The sequence below is a fragment of the Gemmatimonas sp. genome (genome assembly GCF_027531815.1).
Lineage (GTDB): Bacteria > Gemmatimonadota > Gemmatimonadetes > Gemmatimonadales > Gemmatimonadaceae > Gemmatimonas.
Genome location: NZ_JAPZSK010000002.1, coordinates 536,582 through 557,663, shown reverse-complemented (window position 1 = coordinate 557,663; position 21,082 = coordinate 536,582). Strand labels below are relative to the sequence as shown.

The 21,082-nt window shown below is 67.7% G+C and carries 18 protein-coding genes and 1 tRNA gene; 6 read left to right on the top strand and 13 right to left on the bottom strand.

What is annotated here, in order from left to right; genetic code table 11:
- Positions 1–32: 32 nt before the first annotated feature.
- Positions 33–509, bottom strand: coding sequence for a peroxiredoxin (locus O9271_RS03530; RefSeq protein WP_298266230.1), 477 nt, complete (start codon positions 507–509; stop codon positions 33–35).
- A 39-nt stretch (positions 510–548) separates the two neighbouring features.
- Here O9271_RS03530 and O9271_RS03525 point away from each other — a divergent pair, with 39 nt between their 5' ends.
- Together O9271_RS03525 and O9271_RS03520 are read left to right on the top strand one after the other, a co-directional pair.
- Complete coding sequence (locus tag O9271_RS03525) at positions 549–1,511, top strand: GGDEF domain-containing response regulator (RefSeq protein WP_298266229.1); 963 nt, start codon at positions 549–551, stop codon at positions 1,509–1,511.
- Positions 1,512–1,580: 69 nt separating this feature from the next.
- Positions 1,581–2,111, top strand: coding sequence for a hypothetical protein (locus O9271_RS03520; RefSeq protein ID WP_298266228.1), 531 nt, complete (start codon positions 1,581–1,583; stop codon positions 2,109–2,111).
- Positions 2,112–2,118: 7 nt separating this feature from the next.
- On the opposite strand, the gene O9271_RS03515 is transcribed toward O9271_RS03520, so the two are convergent.
- Positions 2,119–3,336, bottom strand: a complete 1,218-nt coding sequence (locus tag O9271_RS03515) for a M20 family metallopeptidase (protein WP_298266227.1) — start codon at positions 3,334–3,336, stop codon at positions 2,119–2,121.
- 267 nt (positions 3,337–3,603) lie between these two features.
- On the opposite strand from O9271_RS03515, the gene O9271_RS03510 reads away from it, so the two are divergent.
- Together O9271_RS03510 and menC are read left to right on the top strand one after the other, a co-directional pair.
- Positions 3,604–4,440, top strand: coding sequence for a hypothetical protein (locus tag O9271_RS03510; RefSeq protein ID WP_298266226.1), 837 nt, complete (start codon positions 3,604–3,606; stop codon positions 4,438–4,440).
- A gap of 53 nt (positions 4,441–4,493) precedes the next feature.
- Positions 4,494–5,615: an o-succinylbenzoate synthase gene (gene menC, locus O9271_RS03505; protein ID WP_298266225.1), complete on the top strand. Its 1,122-nt coding sequence runs from the start codon at positions 4,494–4,496 to the stop codon at positions 5,613–5,615.
- Between the two features lie 73 nt (positions 5,616–5,688).
- Here the strand turns inward: menC and O9271_RS03500 are convergent.
- Positions 5,689–5,761, bottom strand: a tRNA-Ala gene (locus O9271_RS03500).
- Positions 5,762–5,899: 138 nt separating this feature from the next.
- Between O9271_RS03500 and O9271_RS03495 the strand changes: the two genes are divergently transcribed.
- Entirely contained in the window at positions 5,900–6,664 is a 765-nt protein-coding gene (locus tag O9271_RS03495; protein WP_298266224.1) for an SDR family oxidoreductase, read from the top strand.
- Positions 6,661–9,033, top strand: a complete 2,373-nt coding sequence (ppsA, locus tag O9271_RS03490) for a phosphoenolpyruvate synthase (protein WP_298266223.1) — start codon at positions 6,661–6,663, stop codon at positions 9,031–9,033. The genes O9271_RS03495 and ppsA overlap by 4 nt, the downstream gene beginning before the upstream one ends.
- A gap of 87 nt (positions 9,034–9,120) precedes the next feature.
- Here the strand turns inward: ppsA and O9271_RS03485 are convergent, their stop codons facing one another.
- From O9271_RS03485 to O9271_RS03440, 10 genes are all read right to left on the bottom strand, one after another.
- Complete coding sequence (locus O9271_RS03485) at positions 9,121–10,452, bottom strand: hypothetical protein (protein ID WP_298266222.1); 1,332 nt, start codon at positions 10,450–10,452, stop codon at positions 9,121–9,123.
- Positions 10,449–11,264, bottom strand: coding sequence for a cytochrome c (locus O9271_RS03480; RefSeq protein WP_298266221.1), 816 nt, complete (start codon positions 11,262–11,264; stop codon positions 10,449–10,451). The genes O9271_RS03485 and O9271_RS03480 overlap by 4 nt, the downstream gene beginning before the upstream one ends.
- A complete protein-coding gene (locus O9271_RS03475) occupies positions 11,254–11,754 on the bottom strand; it encodes a DUF3341 domain-containing protein (RefSeq protein ID WP_298266220.1) in 501 nt (166 codons plus the stop codon). The genes O9271_RS03480 and O9271_RS03475 overlap by 11 nt, the downstream gene beginning before the upstream one ends.
- Complete coding sequence (nrfD, locus tag O9271_RS03470) at positions 11,754–13,160, bottom strand: NrfD/PsrC family molybdoenzyme membrane anchor subunit (protein WP_298266219.1); 1,407 nt, start codon at positions 13,158–13,160, stop codon at positions 11,754–11,756. Before nrfD ends, O9271_RS03475 begins: the two co-directional genes overlap by 1 nt.
- An 11-nt stretch (positions 13,161–13,171) precedes the next feature.
- A complete protein-coding gene (locus tag O9271_RS03465) occupies positions 13,172–16,213 on the bottom strand; it encodes a molybdopterin-dependent oxidoreductase (protein WP_298266218.1) in 3,042 nt (1,013 codons plus the stop codon).
- A 19-nt stretch (positions 16,214–16,232) separates the two neighbouring features.
- On the bottom strand, positions 16,233–16,850 hold the full coding sequence (locus tag O9271_RS03460) for a cytochrome c3 family protein (RefSeq protein ID WP_298266217.1): 618 nt from the start codon (positions 16,848–16,850) through the stop codon (positions 16,233–16,235).
- A gap of 368 nt (positions 16,851–17,218) precedes the next feature.
- Positions 17,219–18,049, bottom strand: coding sequence for a hypothetical protein (locus O9271_RS03455; protein WP_298266216.1), 831 nt, complete (start codon positions 18,047–18,049; stop codon positions 17,219–17,221).
- Positions 18,046–18,924, bottom strand: a complete 879-nt coding sequence (locus O9271_RS03450) for an amidohydrolase family protein (RefSeq protein WP_298266215.1) — start codon at positions 18,922–18,924, stop codon at positions 18,046–18,048. Before O9271_RS03450 ends, O9271_RS03455 begins: the two co-directional genes overlap by 4 nt.
- A gap of 30 nt (positions 18,925–18,954) precedes the next feature.
- The gene (locus O9271_RS03445; protein WP_298266214.1) at positions 18,955–20,187 is read right to left on the bottom strand and encodes an aminotransferase class III-fold pyridoxal phosphate-dependent enzyme; all 1,233 of its coding nucleotides are present in this window, start codon (positions 20,185–20,187) and stop codon (positions 18,955–18,957) included.
- Complete coding sequence (locus O9271_RS03440) at positions 20,184–21,059, bottom strand: TrmH family RNA methyltransferase (RefSeq protein WP_298266213.1); 876 nt, start codon at positions 21,057–21,059, stop codon at positions 20,184–20,186. Before O9271_RS03440 ends, O9271_RS03445 begins: the two co-directional genes overlap by 4 nt.
- Between the last annotated feature and the right edge of the window lie 23 nt (positions 21,060–21,082).

Sequence of the window (21,082 nt, the reverse complement as noted above, 5' to 3'; positions counted from 1 at the left end):
AACGTCGGACAAGCTGACCGAACGGATCCATCTCAGGTCACAGACTTGATCTTCTCGAAGATTTCCTCATTCTCCCGCCGCAGTCCAGGATGCTGCTCGATGTGCGCCCACTGCACCACGCCGGCCCGGTCGATCAGAAAGTATGCCCGATTGGCGATGAGTCCGTCGGTCCACATGGCCCCGAACTGCCGCGCCACGGCGCCGCCGACGTCGGACAGGAGCTGCACGCGCATGCCGTGTGCGTCGCGAAATTGCTGCAGCACCTCAACCGGATCCACCGAAATGGGCAGCACTTCCACGTTCAGACCGGCGAAGGCATCGAAGTCATCACTGAAGGCACACAATTCGCTGGTGCATACGCTGGTGAACGCCTTGGGGAAAAAGGCAAGCAGGACAGCTTTGTGTGATTGGAAGCTGGCCAGGGAGACGATCGTGTTGGCGGTGGACGGCAGGGAGAAATCGGGCGCCTGCGTTCCCGCGGTCACTGCAGACGGGGCTTCGGAAGACATGCAAAACTCCTGGAGAGGGATTTTTGTGATGAGGCGGCCATGACGGCACCGGTACCGTCTCCACCCGGCCGGTTGGCGGGGCGCGCGCGCCTGCGCGTGCTGCTGGTGGAGAACGACCCGGTGGCCGCCCGACGTTCCGAGGCGTCCCTGGCGGCGCATCGGGAGTTCGACGTGCGCGTGGATTGTGTGCCATCGCTCTCGGGTGCCATCCGGCTGCTGCTCGAGCAGTCCTACGATGCGGTGGTGCTGGAGCTCGACGTGGATGATGCGTCGGGGCTGGCCACCCTGGCCGGGATCCGCGGGGCCGCCCCCACGGTTCCGGTGGTCGTGTATGCCCGGGCACTCGATGATGTGCTGGCCGTGCGCGCCCTGCGAGCGGGAGCGCACGAGTGTCACGACAAGCAGCACCTGCCACCGGTTCACCTCGCGCGGTCGCTGACCTTTGCCATTGAGCGTCAGCGGCGGCTGGCCGCGCTTGAAGCGGCGCGCGTGGACGCGTCCCACCGGGCCACGCACGATCCCCTGACCGGCCTCGCCAACCGGGCGCTTTTCCTCGACCAGTTGGAGCGTGCGCTGGCCTTCGGCACGCGATACCACCGCAACACCGGGGTGCTCTTCATCGACCTCGACGGCTTCAAGGAGGTGAACGACCGTCACGGACATGCGTTGGGAGATCGGCTGCTGCGCGTGGTGGCGGATCGGCTGGTGCAGTGCGTGCGGCGCTCCGATGCGGTCGCCCGTCTGGGGGGCGACGAGTTCGTGGTGCTGCTCCCCGATGTCAGGAGCGACCGCGACCTCGCCCACGTCAAGGCGTCCATCGAGGCGTCGCTCCAGCGCCCCTTTGGGCACGAGGGCAGCGCCGTGGTGCCACTAGCCGCCAGCATCGGCTGCGCCATGTCTCCGGTAGACGGGGTCAGTGCCCCCGAACTGCTGGCCATGGCCGACGCCGACATGTACCGCGAGAAGGTGCAGCGCGCGGATTCCAGCGCCGCCCAGGTGTAGCGGCGGGCGCCCCAGCCGCTTCAGACGGTCTGACGGCGTGCCGACACTCCCGGCATGCATCGCTTGGCCATGCCTTCCGACCCGGAGCAGGACCTCGGTCCCGGCGACGTCGTGCAGTTTGAGTTTTCCGGCGTACCGGTACGCGGCACCATCCGTCGGGTGGACGAAAAGGCGCTGGCCACGTCGCCTTTCGGCCTGCCGTATCTGGTAACCGTGACCGACGCGCCCCCGGCCAGCGGGTATCGGAGCGGCCGCGACTACACCCTGCGTGCGGCGAGTCTGGTGCGTCTTGGCGAACCGGCACCGCGCGCCGCTCCCTGGATGGGTCGCCGTGTGGCGAGCGCCCCCGCCCTTACCCGCTTCCTCGTGGGATACCGGCGGGAGGGGGGGGAGTTTGGCGTGCAGGGGACGCTGCTGGTGCAGGCGCCCTCGCTCGATGCCGCCAAGGCGCTGGCGACCACCACCCTGCAGACCGAGCTGGACACCGATGTCGCGGCGGGGCGGGAAGCTGCCGGCGCGTCTGTGATGCTGGTCAACGCCGCCGAGGTCAGCACGACGGCGAGCGGGAGTGCCGCCGTGCTTGCCCAGGTGCGCTGGTAGTCGGCGACTACCGCGGCGCCGCAAACACCGCCGACGCGACGCGCGCGGTTTCGGCGAGCACCGCGGCTCCCACGAACACGCTGCCATCGGCCGCGAAGAACTGCGGTGTGTGCGCCGGTGTGGGGTCGCCGTGCGGTTCGCGTGCCCCGATACGCAGAAAGGCCCCGGGGATGCGCTCCATGTAGTAGGCGAAGTCCTCGCCCCCCATGTTGGTGATGCCCAGCGGCACCACAGCGTCGTGCCCCAGCAACCGGACGGCCGCCTCACGAGCCCACCCGGCCGCCTGTTCGGGATTCACGATGGGCGGTGGACCGAGCTCGACGTCGACCTCCGCCGTGAGGCGGTGTGCCGCCGCGATGCCGTGCGCCACCTGCCGGAGTTCGTCGGCGAGCAGGGCCCGGGTCACCGGGTCGGTGGCACGCAGGGTACCTCCAATGCGCGCGCTTTCCGGGATGACGTTCGGGGCCGTGCCCGCCTGCATCGTGGCCACGGTGAGGACGGCCGGCACGGAGGGGTTCACGCGGCGTGCGACCACGCCCTGCAAGGCCGCGATGAGAATGCCGGCGCCCAGCACGGGGTCGGCCGACTCGTGGGGTCGCGCGCCGTGCGCGCCACGCCCGTGCAGGACGATGGAGAAGGTATCGGCGGCGGCGGCAAGCGAACCCGCCTGAGCGACCACCTGCCCCACCGGAAAACGCCGATCGACATGCGCCCCGAAGATGGCGACCACCTCGTCGAGCGCGCCGGCGGCCAGGATGGCGGCGGCTCCCTCTCCGGTTTCCTCGGCGGGCTGCAGCACCACGAGCACGTCGCCCGCTGCCGGTTGCTGCGCCAGCAACCATGCCGCGCCAACGGCCCAGGTGGCGTGCACATCGTGCCCGCAGGCGTGCATGACCCCGGCGTGCTGCGAGGCGTACGGCAGCCCGGTGGCCTCGTGAATGGGCAAGGCGTCGATATCGCCGCGCACGGCGACCACCGGAGCGTGGGGATCGCGCCCGCGGATGCGGGCCACCAGCCCCGTGCCGGCAACGCGCTGCACACTGACCGGATTGGCCAGACCGAGCGCCCGCTCGAGCACGGCACTCGTGCGGGACTCCTGAAACGCGAGTTCCGGGTGCGCGTGCAGGTCACGGCGCAGATCGAGCAAGCCGTCGCGCTGCGCCTCGGTGAACAGCGCCAGCACGGCGGCCGGAACGGTGGTGAGGTCGGAGATGTCGCAGGTCATAAGGGAGTGCGGGAATGGGACGCGCCGGGGCCGCGCAGCACATGACCGGGGGTTGCCCCGGTGTGTCGCCCCTGGTCGATGACGTCTCGAGTCATCGCCATGGTGGACACGCTCGTGCTGACGATGTATACCAAGCGATGCCGAGACCATCGGCATCGCCTCTCACGGTGGGTGCTGCGCCAACGTATCCGTCGATCGCACGGACGGCCAGCGGATTGCCGCGGGGCCATCCCCACGCGGGTCTGCGCCCGCTGACATCTTTCCGTCATGTCCGATTCTCCCCGCGCCATCCCGCACCCCACCGATACCGCGATCGCCTACGCAGACGGCGTGGCGATTCGCGAACTGACCACGGCGGACGACTATTCCGACTGCGTCGCCATGCAGGACGAGATCTGGGGGCCGGGCTTCGCCGAAGTGGTCCCGCCGGCCATGCTCATGGTAAGCCAAAAGATGGGGGGCGTGTGTGCGGGTGCGTTCGGCCCCAGCGGCCGCATGCTGGGGTTCGTGTACGGCCTGACCGGCGTGCGGCACGGTGCGATAGCGCACTGGTCGGACATGCTGGCCGTCCGCCCGGAGGCGCGTGGCGGGCGGGTGGGCGAACGGCTCAAGCAGTACCAGCGCGCCCGCTGTCTGCAGGTGGGGGCGCGTACGATGTACTGGACGTTCGACCCGCTGGTGGCCCGGAACGCCCATCTAAACCTCATGCGCCTGGGAGCGCGCGTGGCGGAGTATGCGGTGAACCTCTACGGCAGCAACACCGGCAGCCCGTTGCACGGCGCCCTGGAGACGGACCGATGGATTGCCGCGTGGGATCTCACAATGGCCACGCCGTCCGTGCCGCTCGTTCGGCCTACGGGCACCGCCGTCGTGTGCGTCGCGGCAGACGGTGTGCTGCCCGAAACGCCGGGGTTCCCGGATGCGGAGGTGGTGCGCGTGGCCGTGCCGGTGGACCATACCCGGCTCACGCACGAGCAGCGCGTGGCGTGGCGAATGGCCACGCGGGCGGCGTTCCAACACTACCTCGCCCGTGGATACACCGTGCAGGCGTTCCAGCGTGCTACCGGTGACTCCTCGCCCTTCTACGAGTTGGCGCGCAGCTGAGCGTTGGCCGGTGCTGCCCGCTTTCCTTCCCTCCACTTCCGAATCCCGTGCCCATGGCTCCGCTCGAACAGATCACCCTGCGTGAAATCCGCCTGCCATTGCGCGAACCTTTTCGCATTTCGTCGGGGGCGACATCGGAACGTCGCATCACGCTGCTGGAACTGCGTGATGGCGACGGCGTGACCGCATGGGGTGAAGGCGTCGCCCCCGAGGAGCCCAACTATCGCGAAGAGGCCATCGATACGGCGTGGATTGCCATCTCGCAGTGGGTCGCCCCGCGGGTGCTCGGACGCCTGTTCGCTCATCCGCGCGACATTCACGCGGCGCTCGAGCAGGACTTCCGCGGGAACTTCATGGCCAAGGCTGCGGTGGAGATGGGCATGTGGGTGCTGGAAGCCACGCGTCAGGGGGTGCCGCTGGCGCAGCTGCTGGGGGGCACACGACGGGAGATCGCCACCGGAATTTCGCTGGGCATACAGTCGTCGCCCGAGGCGCTGGTGGAGAAGGCGCGCGCCGCGATCGCGGAGGGCTACCGCAAGGTAAAGATCAAGATCGCCCCCGGTCAGGATGTGGCGTACGTGCGCGCCGTACGCGAGGCGCTCGGCCCCGACGCCCCGCTCATGGCCGACGCGAACAATGCGTATCAGCTGTCGGACGCCGACCTGCTGGCGCAGCTCGACGATCTCGACCTCATGATGATCGAGCAGCCGCTGGCGTGGGATGACATCGTGCAGCACGCGTCGTTGCAGCGGCAGCTGCGCACGCCGCTGTGTCTCGACGAGTCGATCACGTCGGTGGACCGTGCACGCGACATGGTCGCGCTCGACTCGGGACGCATCATCAACATCAAGCCGGGGCGGGTGGGTGGCTTCACCAGTTCGCTGGCCATTCACGACTATTGCGTGAGTGCGGGGATCCCGGTGTGGTGCGGCGGGATGCTCGAGAGCGGCATTGGGCGCGCGTGCAACGTAGCGCTGGCGTCGCTGCCGGGGTTCACCAAGCCGGGGGACCTGTCGCCCAGCGCACGCTACTGGGCGCGCGACATCGTCACGCCGGAGTGGACCATGAGCGCCGACGGCATGGTGACCGTGCCGTGGGACACGCCGGGGCTCGGGGTCGCCGTGGACGTGGACCGGATTGACGATCTCACGGTGCGGCAGGTGGTGCTGCGGTGAGGTGAGAACGCACCCCCCAAGCGCACGAAGGGCCGCGACCTGAGCAGGTGGCGGCCCTTCGTGAATGACGGAGTGGAGCGTATCGGGATCGAACCGATGACCTCACGCTTGCAAAGCGCGCGCTCTCCCAGCTGAGCTAACGCCCCCGAACAGCCTCGTATTCTATCGGCGCCCGACGCCCGAGTACAGGGGGGCGCCCCCCGATCGACCGACAGGGACTCCCTGATGGCGCGCCGCACCTCCGGGACACACCATGGCTGGATCCACCAGCCTCGGGAGCAGCCATGCGTTTGGACGGCAAGGTCATCATCATCACCGGCGCAGCCTCAGGTATTGGCCGTGCCACGGCAGAACTGTTTGCGCGTGAAGGCGCGCTCGTGGTGGCAGGCGATGTGCACGCCGCTCGCCTCGATGATTTGGCGGCCGTGGTCGAGGCCGCCGGTCGAGGTATACACACCATGGTCGGCGACATTGGGGAGCGCACCGACGCGGAGGCACTCGTGCAGGGCGCACTCGACCGTCACGGCCGCGTCGATGTGCTGGTCAACAATGCCGGCATCATGGACTACATGGCCGGCGTGGGCGAACTCACCGACGACGTGTGGCACCGCGTCATGCGGGTGAACGTGGATGGCCCCATGTACACCAGCCGGATGGCCGTGCGGGCCATGCTGGGCCAGGGACACGGCGCCATCCTCAACGTGGCCAGCATCGCCTCGCTGAGCGGCGGCGCGGCCGGGGCCGCCTATACCACGTCCAAGCACGCCCTGCTTGGCCTCACGCGCAGCACGGCGTGGATGTACGCGCAGCGCGGCATCCGGTGCAATGCGATCTGCCCGGGAGCCACGAAAACGAATATCGCCGAAAGCATGCCCGCCGACCGCCTCGACCCGGTGGGCGCCGCGCGTGCCGGACAGTTCGCCACGCTCATCCCGGCCTGGCTCGAGTCGAGCGACATTGCCGAACTGGCGCTGTTCCTCGCGAGCGATGCGGCGCGCTTCATCAACGGCGCCGTGGTGACGGCCGATGGTGGATGGATGGCCGTGTGACCACCCCGCTTGCTGGCTGGTTCGACGACTTCTCGCGCGCCAACGTCTCTGCGGTGGGCGGCAAGAATGCATCGCTGGGGGAGATGCGACGACACCTCGTGTCGCTCGGCATTGCGGTGCCCGACGGGTTCGCGCTCACGACGGCGGCATACCGGCTGTTTCTGGAGCGAAACGGTCTTGCGGCCATCATCGCGCACGAGTTGGCACGCCTGCGCTCCGGCACGCCGCTGCCCGAGGTAGGGACGGCCATTCGCGGCGCCATGCTGGCGGCGCCGCTCCCCGACGCAGTTATCGCCGAGGTGCAGGCACGCTATGCGCAGCTCGCCGAACGCGCGGGCAAACCGGACCCGCCAGTCGCCGTGCGCAGCTCGGCCACGGCGGAAGACCTGCCCGACGCCAGCTTTGCCGGGCAACAGGAGTCCTTTCTGAACGTGGTGGGTGAGGCGTCACTCCTGGCAGCCATTCCCCGGTGCTTCGCCTCGCTCTACACCGACCGCGCGATTGCCTATCGCGCGCATCATGGTATTGCGGCCGACGGACTGGCGCTGTCGGTGGGCGTGCAGCAGATGGTGCGCAGCGATGTGGGCGCCTCGGGGGTGGCCTTCACGCTCGACACGGAATCGGGCTTCCGATCACTGGTCATTCTCACCGGTGCCTGGGGACTTGGTGAGAACGTGGTGAAGGGCGTGGTGAATCCCGATGAATGGCGTGTCTTCAAGCCGCTGCTTGCCGATCCATCGCTCGCTCCCATCCTGGATGCCACCACGGGGCTCAAACAGCTGAAGATGGTGTTGGCGGCCGATGGGGCACCGGTCAACGTGGACACCACGGGGGCCGAGCGTGCCACGCGCTGTCTGTCCGACCAGGAGGTGCTGCAGATCGCCCGCTGGTGCACGCGCATTGAGGCGCACTACGGCTGTCCCATGGATGTGGAGTGGGCCAAGGACGGTCTCGACGGCGCGCTGTACATCGTGCAAGCCCGCCCGGAGACGGTACGCTCCCGTGAGCAGACCTCCAACGTCAGTACGTTCACGCTCGAAGGGACCGGACCGGTGCTGGTGACTGGTGTTGCCGTGGGCAGCCGCATTGCCACGGGGCGGGCGATTGTGCTGAGCGGGATGCACGAAGCCCACCGCTTCGAGGAGGGGGCGGTGCTCGTGGCCAGGCAGACCGACCCCGACTGGGTGCCGGTCATGAAGCGCGCCTCTGCCATCGTGACCGACAGCGGAGGCCGTACCAGCCACGCCGCCATTGTGAGCCGGGAGCTGGGCATCGCGGCCATCGTGGGCGCGACCGGTGCAACGGCCGTGCTGAACGACCGAACGGTCACGGTCAGCTGCGCGGAAGGGCAAACGGGGACGGTGTACGAGGGCGCGCTGGCGTACCGGGAGGACACGCTTGATCTGGAGGCCATGCCCCAGACACGTACGGCCATCATGCTGAACGTGGCCGATCCGGCCATGGCCATGCGCTGGTGGCGCCTGCCGGTGCGCGGCATTGGTCTGGCGCGCATCGAGTTTGTGATCGAGCACATGGCCAAGGCGCATCCCATGGCGCTGCTCCACCCGGAACAGCTCTCCAACGACGAGCGGGCGCAGCTCCTGGCACTCACGCAGGGGCACGACTCGCCGGCCGCGTTCTTCGTGGACCGCATGGCGGCGGGCATTGGGCAGATCGCCGCGTCGCAGTGGCCGGAGCAAGTGATCGTGCGCTTCAGCGACTTCAAGACGAACGAGTATGCCGGATTGCTTGGTGGTCGCGCGTTCGAGCCACACGAGGAGAACCCCATGATCGGGTTTCGTGGTGCCTCGCGCTACTACGACGATCGCTACCGCGAAGGCTTCGGTCTGGAGTGCCGCGCCATCCGGCGCGTGCGCGAAACGATGGGACTGCGCAACGTGGTCGTCATGATTCCCTTCTGCCGTACGCTGGAAGAAGCCGACAAGGTCCTGGCGGAGATGCAGCGGCACGGGCTCGTGCGGGGCGAGGCTGGGCTCGAGGTGTACGTGATGGCGGAGATCCCCAGCAATGTGCTGCTGGCGCGGGAGTTTGGCGCACGCTTCGACGGCTTCTCCATTGGGAGCAACGATCTCACGCAGCTGACCCTGGGTGTGGACCGTGATAACGCCCTGCTGGCCTCACTGTTCGACGAGCGAAACCCGGCCGTGCTCCGCTCCATCGAGCGGCTCATCGCCGACGCCCATGCCGTGGGGTGCAAGGTGGGCATCTGCGGGCAAGCGCCGAGTGACTACCCGGAGTTCGCCGAGTTTCTGGTGCGCGCGGGCATCGACTCCATTTCACTCAATCCCGACAGCGTGGTGCCGGTGCTGCATCGGGTGGCGGCGCTGGAGGCGAGCGCCGCGACTTGACGTCGAGCCGGGGCTGAACCGAAATGCGAACGCGGGCGGCATCCCCTGAGGAATGCCGCCCGCGTTTCTTGGTCCGTGTGCTGGCGCTTACTCGTGCGCCGGCAGCGGCTCCATGGTCTTCGCATCAACTGGCACCTGCACCTCGTCCTTGAACGGCGTGGTCATCATGAACACGCGCATGACGGGGAAGGCATCCATGAAGCTGAAGTAGCTGAATGCCCAGAGTCCGAGGAAGCCGATGGTGGTGCCGATCTCCTGGAGACCGAACGGCAGGCTCGTGGCCTCGCCGTAGATGCTGGGATAGATCTCGATGTAGCGGTGGAGATACACCCCGATGAGGCTGCACACGGCGAAAAGCACGAACGTGGGCAGGTACATCTTGGCGGCCTTCGAGATGAGCCCGAAGAAGGGGAGCACGAAGCCGAAGATGGGGATGAGCTGGGTGACCGGCTTCCAGACGCCCGACAGGCGCAGGCGGTAGAAGTGGGTCTCTTCGGGCATGTTGCCGTACCAGATCACCAGGTACTGCGAGAAGCTGATGTAGCCCACGAACGCCGTGAAGGCGAAGCAGAGCTTACCCAGATCCCACAGGTGGTCCATGGTGGCGATGTCCTTCATGTCCAGGTGGTTGCGCCACCACATGGTCAGGAGCGACAACAGCATGACCATGTTGACCCAGCCGGTCATGAACACGATCCACGCGTACATGGTCTGCTGGAAGTGCAGCGAGATGGTCATGGAGTAGTCCCACGCCATGAAGCACCAGCCGATCACGAACGCCATGGGCACGGCCACACCGAGCTTGCCCATGAGCGAGTGCTGCGTGTGCAGCTCCCGACGCTCGTCGCCGCTCCAGCCCGCACGCATCTTCGCGCGCAGCCCCGCCGCCCACTTGGCGCCGTATTCGGGGAGCACGGCCACATCCATCTTGACCGAGTTCCAGACGAACAACCCCTGCAGCACCGTGATGGCGCCGAAGAAGAAGAGCCCGCGGATGATGAACCACCCATTGCTCAGGTACGCGGCCTTCTCTTCCGTTGGGGCGGCTTCGCGGCCGCGGAACGTGAAGATGTGGTCGCCGCTGAAGAACAGGATGGCGATGAGGATGACGAAGGCGATGGGGACGAAGGCGTAGAAGCCCTCGGCGAATCGCACGATGGGACGCGACCACCGCGCGGTGACGATGCGCTGCACGGCCGCGAACGCGACGCCGGCGGTGGAGATGGCGGCGAAGTACGTCCAGTTGTACTGGAGCGCCTGCCAGGCGCGGTCGGGGTTGGTGAAGAGCCCCATGACGAAGACGCCGATGCCGACGACCGCAGCGATGAGCGCCGCCGTCTTGAGGCCGCCCGGAACCGACTTGGCGGAGAGGCGCCGCGCGAATTCCTCGCGCGACGGGTAGTGATAGTGCTGGCTCACTCGTGCTTCTCCTTGCCCTCACCAGCGGCCGACGGCGGGCCGAGGTGCAGCTTGCGCATGGTGTCGTTCTCGTTGTTGCCCTTGAAGGTGGCCGAGTTGATGTTCGGCGACCCGACGGTGGGCTGCTGCGTGGGCTTGGCGAACGGCGACGGACGCGTGGGCGCCGTGAGCGACGGCCCCGGCACGGTGGTGCCGTTCTGCCCGGGGTAGCCGTGGAGCGTGGTGTCCGCGCCGCCCTTCTGCAGTGCCCGCACGTAGTTCACGACGTCCCAGCGGTCGTTCTCTTCGATACGGTTGTAGCTGGGCATGATGCCGCGACCGTTGCGCAGCATGCCGTACATGTAGCCGTCGGAGCGACCCCGAGCCGACTCGGTGAGCAGGCTGGGGCTGAAGCCGTAGGCCGGATTGACCTTCTTGAGGCCCCCGTTGCCGTCGCCGGCCGCGCCGTGGCACACCGCGCAGTTGATCTGGTAGTTCTTCTTGCCGTTCTCGAGCGAGGCCTCGGACACCGGCGTCGGGTTCGGAATGGGCGTGAAGCTGTCGATCACCTGCGGCAGCGGCTGGTAGCCGATCTGCCAGGCCGCGACCTGCGTGCCCTGCACCGGCACCGAGTACTGCGGCTGCCCGCGCGGCGGCGTGAGCGAGTCGGCCTCATTCTGGGAGAACGGCTCCCACGGCTCGATGCGCGGCTGGTTCTTGAAGTCGGTGAACCACGAGCAGGCCCCGAACGCTACGGGGAGCATGATGGCCACGGAGGCGCGCAACGCACGCGACACGACTGACGGCATCTGGTTGGAAAGCTCAGGCTTCACGGCGCACCTCCTCGGCCCCGGCATGACGCAGGAGCTCTTCGGCCTGCGTCGCCTTCGCCGCGTCACACGCGATAAAGACGCCGAAGTGTCCGGAGGAGAAGCGGTCATCGTAGCCGACCGTGGTGGTCAGGCGAGGGACACGCGAGTTGATGAACATGCCGGCGACGGTGGACAGGGCGCCCACGAGCACCATGACTTCGAAGCCGATGATGGTGTACGGGATCCACGACGCAATGGCCTTGCCGCCGGTGACGAGCGGCCAGTAGTTGCTGGACCAGATCGCGACCCAGTAGCCGAAGCTGACGCCCAGCAGACCACCGATGAGGGTAAACCGACGGACGACGCTGTTCGGGCCGGCGATCGCCTCATCGAGTTCATGGCGGATCGTGGGCGAGTACACGGTGACATCGCCCAGCTTCTTCTTCTTGAGTTCCTCGATCGCCGTGACGGTCGTATCGAGGTGATGGAAAACCCCAAGCACGCCCTGCATCAGTGATGCCCTCCGTGGCCGTGCGCCTTCTTGAAGCGCGGCGTCACGATTTCCTTGAGTTCCATGATGGCCATCACGGGCATCTGCTTGACGAACAGCAGGAACCACATGAAGAACCAGCCGAATGAACCGACGAGGAAGGCCATGTCGACCCAGCTGGGGGTGTAGCTACCCCACTGCCAGGGCTCGAACTCGTGGGAGAGCGACGGCACCACGATGACGAAGCGCTCGAACCACATGCCGAGGTTGATGAACAGCGACAGGATGAACAGCCATGCGGGGTTGCGGCGGAGCTTCTGCGACCAGAGCGACATGGGCAGCGCCATGTTGCAGAGGAGCATGATCCACGCGGCCCACCACCACTGCCCGAAGACACGGTTCCAGAAGAACTCCTGCTCCGGACGCACGCTGCTGTACCAGGCGATGAAGAACTCGATGAGGTACGCGCACCCGACCACCATGGAGGTGAAGAGCACGACCTTGGCGGTCGCATCGAGGTGGTTGAGCGTGATGTAGTGCTCGAGCTTGAACCACTTGCGCATGGGGATGGCGATCGTCCACACCATCGCGAAGCCGGAGAAGATGGCACCGGCGACGAAGTACGGCGGGAAGATGGACGCGTGCCAGCCCGGCGTGAGCGCCATGGCAAAGTCGAAGGAAACGACCGAGTGCACCGAGAGCACGAGCGGCGTCGAGAAGGCGGCGAGGAACAGGTACGCCTTCGCGAAGTGGCGCCACTCACGGTCGCTGTTCCGCCAGCCGAGCGAGAGGATGCTGTAGATCCGCTTGCGCGTCGGGTTGGTCTCCTTGTCGCGGAGCACCGCGAAGTCGGGGATCAAGCCGATGAAGAGGAACGTGGTCGAGATGGTGAGGTACGTCGAGATGGCGAAGACGTCCCACACCAGCGGCGACTTGAAGTTCGGGAACAGCAGGCGCCAGTTCGGATACGGAATCAGCCAGAAGAACTTCCACGGACGCCCGATGTGAATGATCGGGAAGAGCCCGGCGGTCATAACCGCGAACACCGTCATCGCTTCGGCGGCGCGATAGATCGACGTGCGGAAGCCGGCGCGGAAGAGGTACAGAATGGCCGAGATGAGCGTCCCGGCGTGACCGATACCGACCCAGAAAACGAATGTGATGATGTAGTTGCCCCACATCACCGGCGGTTCGTAACCGGCCTGCCCGAGCCCCCAGTAGATCTGGTAGATCCACGCGGAGGCGCCGCAGAGCATGGCCAGGATGGCGAGGGCCAGGCCGATGAACCACTTCTTGGTGAACCCAAGTGTCGCGATGATATCGCGATCGACCTGTTCGTAATCACGGACTGCGGGGAGCTGGACGTCGGCCGAAGCAATGTTCGGCCCACGAATGCCCTCTCGCACCGGATGTGCGACGGATGCCATTATCGCGCTCCTCAGGCCTTCGCCGGTGCGGCCGGCGCCGGATAGTTGACCTTCTTGAGATAGACCACGGCGGTGTACGTGTTCAGTTCCTCGAACACGTGGTAGGCACGACGGTCGTAGGCGAGCTTCGAAACGGTCCAGTTTTCGTCGGCCGCGTCACCGAAGATGATGGCGCGCGACGGGCAGGCCTGCGCGCAGGCCGTGGTGAATTCGTCGCCATTCACCTCGCGCCCTTCCGCCTTGGCGCGGTGCTCGGCCTCACGGATACGCTGCACGCAGAACGTGCACTTCTCCATGACACCCTTGCCACGCACGGTGACGTCGGGGTTGAGCGACCAGTGCATGGGCTCCGGCCAGGCGTACTGACGACGCTCCGGCTCGCCGTAGCCGAACCAGTTGAAGTAGCGGACCTTGTACGGGCAGTTGTTGCTGCAGTAGCGCGTGCCGACGCAGCGGTTGTACACCTGCACGTTGAGGCCGTCGGGCGAGTGGTACGTGGCGTACACGGGGCACACCGGCTCGCACGGCGCGTTGCCGCAATGCTGGCACATCATGGGCACGAAGCGCGTGTCGAAATCCGGAGAGAACTCGTTCTCCGTATTGTCGTTGCCCTCGTAGTAGCGCTCGAGGCGAATCCACGCCATCTCGCGCCCCTTGATGATGTTGGCGCCCGGACGCTCGTCCCAGTTGGTGGGGCTGAGCGCGCGACCCTGGTAGGGGGCGCCCACCGTGGGAATGTTGTTCTCGCTGTAGCAGGCCGTGACGCACGCCGAGCACCCCGTGCAGCGCGCGAGGTCGATGGTCATCGCCCAGCGGCGCTTCTCCATCTTGCTCGAATGCTGCGGGTCGTACATGCCCGTTGCCCCCGCCTCGGGGTTGGCGAACTCACCCTGCGCATCGGCCGCCACCGGCGCCTTGAGCCCCGACTTGAAGTCGTGTGACGGCAGCCCCGGGATTTCGTGGTGGTGCTTCTCGACTTCCTGTTCCGTTCCGAGCAGCACCCCGACCGGCAGCGCCTGACCGATGCCGCGGCCATGCTGGCGCGCGGAGCCTTCGGTCGTGACGAGTGGCGAATTGTCCGCGGTGACGGTGACCTTGCCCTTGAGGCTGCCGAGGGCGAGACCGCCGGCGGCGTCCCAGCCAGCCGGCACGAGGTCGTACGCATTCACGCCGATGTTCTGCGCGAAGCGTCCGTAGGCGGTGTGGCCCTGACCAAGCGCGACGGCGACGGTGTCGGGGCGCACGCCCATGTAGATGTACGCCGGGGCCGTGACCTTGCCGGCGGACGTTTCGATGGTGAGGTGTGTGCCTTCCTTGATGCCAAGCTTCTTGGCCGTGGACGGGTGCACCTCGACCCACGACTGCCAGGCGATCTTGGAGACCGGATCAGGGAGCTCCTGCAGCCACGGCTTGTTCGCGCCGGCACCGTCACCCAGCGTGGGCGACGGGAACACGTGCACGAAGAAGTCACCGTTGCCGGCCGCGGCCGGCATGGCGGTGGCCGACAGCGTGCGGCCGGTCGTGGGCACGAGCGGCCCGCTGCTCACCTGCGCCTTGGTCAGCGCCGTGGTGAACGCCGACCCGCCACCGGGGAACTTGCTGATGTACCAGGCGCGGTAATCGGCCACGTTGTAGCGCGCGGCGAGCGCCTGGTCGCGCTTGGCGAGGGTGATGAGCACGTCGCTGGTGCTGCGCGTGTCGAACACCGGCTCGAGCGTGGGCTGCTGCAGACCAAGCTGCCCATTCGCCCCGGCCGCATCGCCCCAGCTTTCGAGCCAGTGGTTGTCGGGGAGGATGAGATCGGCCAGCTGCGCCGTTTCGTCGGGCATGGCCGAGAAGGAGACCTTGAAGCCGACCTTGGCGAAGGCCGCCGCAAAGCCCGCCGACTTGGGCATGGTGTGCGCCGGGTTGGCACCGCGCACGAAAGCCAGCGGCACCGTGCCGGCGTCCATGTTGCGCACCGCGCTCGCCAGATCGGCATACGAGGCGAGCCCCGCGTAGCCGGCATGCGCGCTGGCGGGCTTGATGGTCGTCCCGACCGAGCCCGCTTTCTTGTTGATGTCGGCCACCATGGTGGCGCACTCGACCGCGTCACCGCCGGTGACACCGCAGATCGCCATGACGCCGTTGCCGGCATCGGCGATGGCCTTGGCCAGGGCTTCGATGGTCGCCACCGGCACGCCGGACGCGTCCGACGCCGCCTGTGCCGTACCCGCTCCCGTGAGCGCGGCGCAGAGCGCCATCTCGCTGCCGGGCTTGGCCGGAATCCACTGGTCGGCGTTGAGGCCGGTCAGCGAACGGCGAGCACCGACGTACACCAGACGCGGTGCGTCGGTGAGCTTGGCACGCGCATCGGCCCAGTCGAGCTGCTGCGGCACGCTGTGTCCCCACCCATCGAGGAAGTCGGCGCCGAAGGACACCACCAGCTTGGCCGCGCTGAAGTCGAGCTGCGGCCACGCCGCACCGTAGGCCTTCTGATTGGCGGCGATGGTCGCGACCGGCGCGGTGCTGTCCACGCTCAGGTGCGCCGGCATGCCGTTCGCCGACAGCCACTGATCGAGGAAGCCCGGGAAGGTGCCCGACTCGTGCTGGTTGATGAACACGACGTTGCCGGCCTGCCCCTTCGACTTGACCTCACCCAGCTTCTGGGCCAGGAGCTCGAAGGCCTTGTCCCACGTGGTGGGCTTGAGGGCGTTGCCCTCGCGCACCATGGGCGACCGGTAGCGATCGGGGTTGTAGAGCCCCTGCACCGCCGACAGACCGGTGGCGCAGATGGCGCCCCGGTTCATGGGATGCTCGGGGTTGCCCTCGAGCTTGATGGGACGGCCGTCGCGGACTTCGGCCAGGACACCGCACGCAGCCGCACACTCACGGCACGTCGTCGCGTAGTACTGCGACACGCCCGGCACGGTGTTGTCCGGCGAGGCAACGTACGGAATGAGCTTGCCCACCTTCTCGGAGGAGCAACCCACCACCGCCGTCGTGGCGCTCGTGGCGCCCAGGATCTTGAGGAACTCGCGGCGCTTGACGCCGGTCCCCGCTTCTGTGCTCATCGTGGTCGAGGGTCGATGATCAGTAGTGGCAGACGGCGCAATCGTAGCGCGCCTTCTTCGCGGGCATCGCTTCCAGCTCCGGGGTGACCTGCTGGCCAGCCAGTCGCGCACCCTCGGCAGGCTTGTAGCCCTGCACGTGGCAATTGATGCACCAGCCCATGTTGAGCGAGTTCACCTGCTGCACGGGCACGTAATTGGTGTCCGGGCCCTGCGCCCCCTGATTCTGGATCTGCCCGTGGCAGGTCTGACAGGTGACACCGGCATTCACGTGGCGCATGTGCGGGAACTGGACGTAGTCCGGCACCTTGTGCACGCGGTTCCACGGGATCGGCTGCCCCTTCTGGTAGTAGGCCGCGATCTTCTTGATCTCGGCCGACTGGGGCTTCACCAACGTGTGGCAGCCCATGCAGGTCGCAACCGACGCGTTCCCCGGATCGGGCGCCTTGTTGGCGGCGCTATGACAATAGAGGCAGTTCATGCCCGCCTTCTGCACGTGTGGTGCGTGGACGAACTTGACGGGCTGCTCGACGATCTTGCCCTGCGACGACGACGCGCCGCTGTACGCCGAGAGCAGCGTAGCTGCCGCGGCGAGCGCAAGGAACCCGGGGATCACCGTCCACTTCTTCTTGACCGTCATCTCGTGTGCCGGTAGAGAATGCCGTTAGGCGTAGGTGATGGTCGACACACGACATGCACGACACGGATCGTCCCCCTGCCGCGGTGCAGGGCGCACGTCCGGTCATGCCATCCGAGGACTACCCGGTCCGAGTGGTTCGGTCCAGAAGGATCGAACCGGCTCCAACCGTGTAAGTCGGTGTCACCAAATTTTTTGCAAGCGCGAAGTATGACCGGACCCGTATTTGTACGCAAGTGCGTCACGCCGCTTCACGCGCACCCTTGCAGTACTACCTCTCCACGTCTGCCGATCACCCGCGCGCCCGGAGGAGAACGGACGAGACCGCAATCGGTTCCCGTGAAATTCTCAATGTGTTTGCAGGCAAACTTTCAATACGTGCGTGTCCCGCCGATGCCCCCGCCGTGGGCGAAGGGGCCGCCCTCGCCGTCGGGAACCGGGAGCACCGCCACGTCGGCCGGCAGCAGCTCCACCAGCGCCTGCGATTGCTGGCTCAGCCGCAGCGGCCACCAGGAGCTCCAGGCCAGCCGCGCCGCCCCGATCGTGCGCACCAGATGGGCGAAATGCTCCTCCGGGGGCCCCCAGATCCAGTGCCAGTCGTACCACACGCGCGCCTGCTCCTCCGGCGTGAGCCCCCAGTGCACCTCCTCGATCAGCTCCCGGCTGGCGCCGGCCACCACGACATGCGCCCGGGACCCGGCAGCGCGCGCGATTGGCCGGACGTGGGCCGCCGAGAGATCGCCGGCGCCGTCGAGGTGGTGGCGCTGCCGGAGGTCCTCGAACCGTACCGTGAGGTGCAGGGCCACACCGGCCTCGCCGCACGCCAGCGCCAGCTCCGTCATGGCCGGATGACCGGGCCCGTACCCCCATTGCATGGGATACGCCCGCACCGCCGGTGCCCCCTCGTTGACCGCGGTCCGCAGCATCTCCTCCCAGCGTGGCCAGTCGGGGCGCACGATGGGCGCCGGGTGCAGAATCCTCCGATGCGGCGCCAGCGCTGCATACAGCGCGCGGTTACTGGGCACCGGGTCCCGGTGGAACGCGCCCGGCAGGTGCCCCACCCAGGCCCCGCTGAATCCCTCACGGGCGAGGACCCGCACGAGCACCTCGGGATCGGGGTGCGCAATGTCACGGAACGGATACGCGCCAATCCACGCCGTCACGTCGATGCGGCCGGTGGACGGATCATGCGGGGCGGTCATGCGGCCTCCGGTGCGGGAACGGCCAGCGGGCGCGCGAGGGCGGCGTCGAAGGTGCCCGGCGGGAAAATGCGCACGGCGTTGCGCCACCGCATGTCGGCGATCTCCTCGGCCGAGGCCCCGGTGTGCGCCAGCGCCCGCAGCTTGGTGAGCCCCGTGCACAGGGTCAGGTCGCAGGCCCAGAGCAGCCGCTGCGCGCCCACCCACCGCAGCGCCTCGTCGATCATGCCGCGGTCAACACCACTCCCTGACAGATCCATGACGATGTTGGGGAGCTCCAGAACGGCCGGATTGGTGTGGGCCCAATCACCGCCGCCGCCGATGTGCGCCAGCAGAAACGTGGTGTGTGGATGCCGCGCCGCGAGTTGCGCGAGCTCCACGCCGTCGCTGGCTTCCTGATTGGGCCATTCGCGGCGCCGATGCTGCCAGATGTGCTGCAGCACCGGCACGCCGTGGTGGGCCGCCGCGGCCGCGATGTCGTCGAGCCGCGCGAAATCGGTGGTGCGACGCCCCGCGGCGAGCTTGATGCCCACCGCGCCGCGCGCCATGCCGCGACCGATCTCGGCCAGCGCATGTACCGTGAAGTTGGGGTTGACCGCCACGAACGCCTTGACGCGCGGTGCCTCTTGCTCCGCCAGGTCGAACATGAAGTCGTTGGCACGCGTCTGATCGTCGGGCGACGAGAAATACGTGGGTGACGTATGTCCCCAGGAGCCGAGGATGGAGGCCACGTGGCACCTAATGCCGATGCGCTCCCCCATGTCGAGCCGCGACGCGTTGTAGCGGGCCCAGTCGGCGCGGTTGGTCCACGGCGTGTGAAAGTGCGCGTGCGGATCGATGAGCGGGTCAGACCCGCCGAGTGGCAGCGTGGCAGACATGGTCGGGAGCGTGGGGATGATCGACGGATCCTACGGGCGTTGGGTCGTCGCGTGGAGCGACTCGAGCAGGGCGGGCATGGCGCGGCGCACGGCGTCGAGCGCGCGCTCGTCGTGCGCCACGGCACCGAACTGGTAGGCGCCACGTTTGAGCAGCACGCCATGCCGGGCAGCCGCCGCCACGAGGGCGTCGAGCTGTACCGGTTCGGCGGACACGAGCCGCCACATGACATTCGGCCCCTCGGCGCGCACGCCGGTCCACGGCTCGGCGTGCAGCGCCGCACCGATGATGTCGCGCAGCGCACATCCCGCCGCGTCCATGCGCGCGCAGACATCGTGCTGCGTATGCCACGCGAGCACGGCGTGGGCGGCAGCGAGGCCGGTAGCTTCCGCGGCTGCGGTGGAGGAGATCCACGTGCGCTGCGCCGCATCCATGGCGTCGGCGCGCCCCACCACGGCCGACAGCGGGTAGCCGTTGGCGAGGGCCTTGCCGATAACGGTGAGATCCGGGGTGACGCCAAGCAGCGCCTGCACGCCACCCGTGCGCACGCGGAACGCGGTCTTCACTTCGTCGAAGATGAGCAACGCGCCCACTGCGCTGGCCAGCTGTCGCGCCGTGGCCAGCCAGTCGCGGGGGGCAATGTCGTGCACGAGCGGCTCGATCACGATGGCGGCAGGCGCGTCCCCCCCCTGCACCGCCGCGGCAAGCGCCTCGCTGTCGCCGAAGGGGACCCAGCTGACGCGATCGCGCGTGGCGGCCGGTACGCCGAGAGCGTCGCTGTTCCAGTCGAGCCAGCCGAAATAGCCGCACGCGACGATGCGTTCGCGCCCGGTCAGTGTGCGGGCCAGCCGAACGGCGGCATTCGTGGCCTCGGCGCCGGTGCGCAGAAACCGTACGCGCTCGGCGCAGGGGATGACCTGCACCAGCGCTTCGGCCACTTCCACCTCCAGCCGGTGCGGCAGCGACGATACCGGGCCGGCAACTGCGGCCGCCTGGACGGCAGCCGTGATGGCGGGATCGGCGTAGCCGATGCCCACGGCGCCCAGCGCCATGCCACAGTCCACGAACTCGCGCCCGTCGGTTGCCCACACCCGGCAGCCGGCGGCGCGATCGTAGTGCGACGGCACGACGGCATCGGCGGCGAAGGCGCCGTACAGCGCGTCGGGGCGCTTGCTCCCCGTGGAACTGCCCCCCGGGATGACCGCCGCGGCACGCGCACGCCACGCGTCATCGGGCGACGGCAGGGAGCGCGCGTGGTCGGTCATGCGTCGGCGGGCGCCGCGGCCAATGAGGCTTCACCGCGCGCGGCGATGGCGGCGGCACCGGCTGCCCTGCCCGCCTCGAGCGCCTCGGCGTCGGGCACGCCCTGTGCGACCAGCGCGGCTGAGACCGACAGGCGCACTTCCCGTTCGATCGTGCGCAGCACCTCGATGCTGGCCGTGCGCAGCATGAGCAGTTCGCGCGCGTCGGGGCTGGCGCGGAAGACGAGCGAGCGGAAGGCGCGCATGATGAGTTCCTCGTTGCGCGTCTTGAAGTAGGCGATGGCGTTGAGCGCCGCTTCCATGTCGGCAAAGGTGCGCTCGAGTTGCGCCTTGTCCGGCGCCCCCGTGGCATGTCGCGGCGCCGGCAGCTTCTTGGTGGCATCGCCGGCCAGCAGATGCAATTCGTACAGCCCCAACAGGCACGCCTGCGCCACGTTGAGGGAGAAGTGCTCGGTGGTGGGGATGGTGCAAATGGCGTGCGCGCGATCGAGTGCTTCGTTGGGGAGTCCGTGGTCCTCGCGGCCGAGCATGATGGCCACCTTGCCGACCTGCGCGTGTTCGAGCAGATCGACGGCGGCCGACCGCGGGGTGTGCCGCGCCCAGCGGGCCGCCTGCCGCCGCCCGGAGAAGCCCACCACATACACGCAGTCGTCCAGCGCCCCATCGATGGTGTCGAAGTGCCGGATGCGCTCCACGATGTCGCGCGTGTCGTGGGCCACCTGCTCGATGCGATTGGGATCGTAGGCGCAGGGGCGAATGAGGCGCAGGTCGGACACGCCCATGTTCTTCATCGAGCGCACGACGCCGCCGATGTTGATGGAATCCTGCGATTCGTAGAGGACGACCGCGATGTTGTCGAGGATCGATTCAGCCATGAGCGGAAGATAGCGCCCCTACG

Coding starts and splice junctions, on each gene's coding strand:
- O9271_RS03510 (WP_298266226.1), top strand. CDS start 3,604: ATGTCCGATTCTCCCCGCGCCATCCCGCACCCCACCGATACCGCGATC.
- O9271_RS03475 (WP_298266220.1), bottom strand. CDS start 11,754: ATGCAGGGCGTGCTTGGGGTTTTCCATCACCTCGATACGACCGTCACG.
- O9271_RS03460 (WP_298266217.1), bottom strand. CDS start 16,850: ATGACGGTCAAGAAGAAGTGGACGGTGATCCCCGGGTTCCTTGCGCTC.
- O9271_RS03440 (WP_298266213.1), bottom strand. CDS start 21,059: ATGGCTGAATCGATCCTCGACAACATCGCGGTCGTCCTCTACGAATCG.
- O9271_RS03465 (WP_298266218.1), bottom strand. CDS start 16,213: ATGAGCACAGAAGCGGGGACCGGCGTCAAGCGCCGCGAGTTCCTCAAG.
- O9271_RS03525 (WP_298266229.1), top strand. CDS start 549: ATGACGGCACCGGTACCGTCTCCACCCGGCCGGTTGGCGGGGCGCGCG.
- O9271_RS03520 (WP_298266228.1), top strand. CDS start 1,581: ATGCCTTCCGACCCGGAGCAGGACCTCGGTCCCGGCGACGTCGTGCAG.
- O9271_RS03515 (WP_298266227.1), bottom strand. CDS start 3,336: ATGACCTGCGACATCTCCGACCTCACCACCGTTCCGGCCGCCGTGCTG.
- O9271_RS03495 (WP_298266224.1), top strand. CDS start 5,900: ATGCGTTTGGACGGCAAGGTCATCATCATCACCGGCGCAGCCTCAGGT.
- O9271_RS03445 (WP_298266214.1), bottom strand. CDS start 20,187: ATGACCGACCACGCGCGCTCCCTGCCGTCGCCCGATGACGCGTGGCGT.
- nrfD (WP_298266219.1), bottom strand. CDS start 13,160: ATGGCATCCGTCGCACATCCGGTGCGAGAGGGCATTCGTGGGCCGAAC.
- O9271_RS03455 (WP_298266216.1), bottom strand. CDS start 18,049: ATGACCGCCCCGCATGATCCGTCCACCGGCCGCATCGACGTGACGGCG.
- O9271_RS03530 (WP_298266230.1), bottom strand. CDS start 509: ATGTCTTCCGAAGCCCCGTCTGCAGTGACCGCGGGAACGCAGGCGCCC.
- menC (WP_298266225.1), top strand. CDS start 4,494: ATGGCTCCGCTCGAACAGATCACCCTGCGTGAAATCCGCCTGCCATTG.
- O9271_RS03450 (WP_298266215.1), bottom strand. CDS start 18,924: ATGTCTGCCACGCTGCCACTCGGCGGGTCTGACCCGCTCATCGATCCG.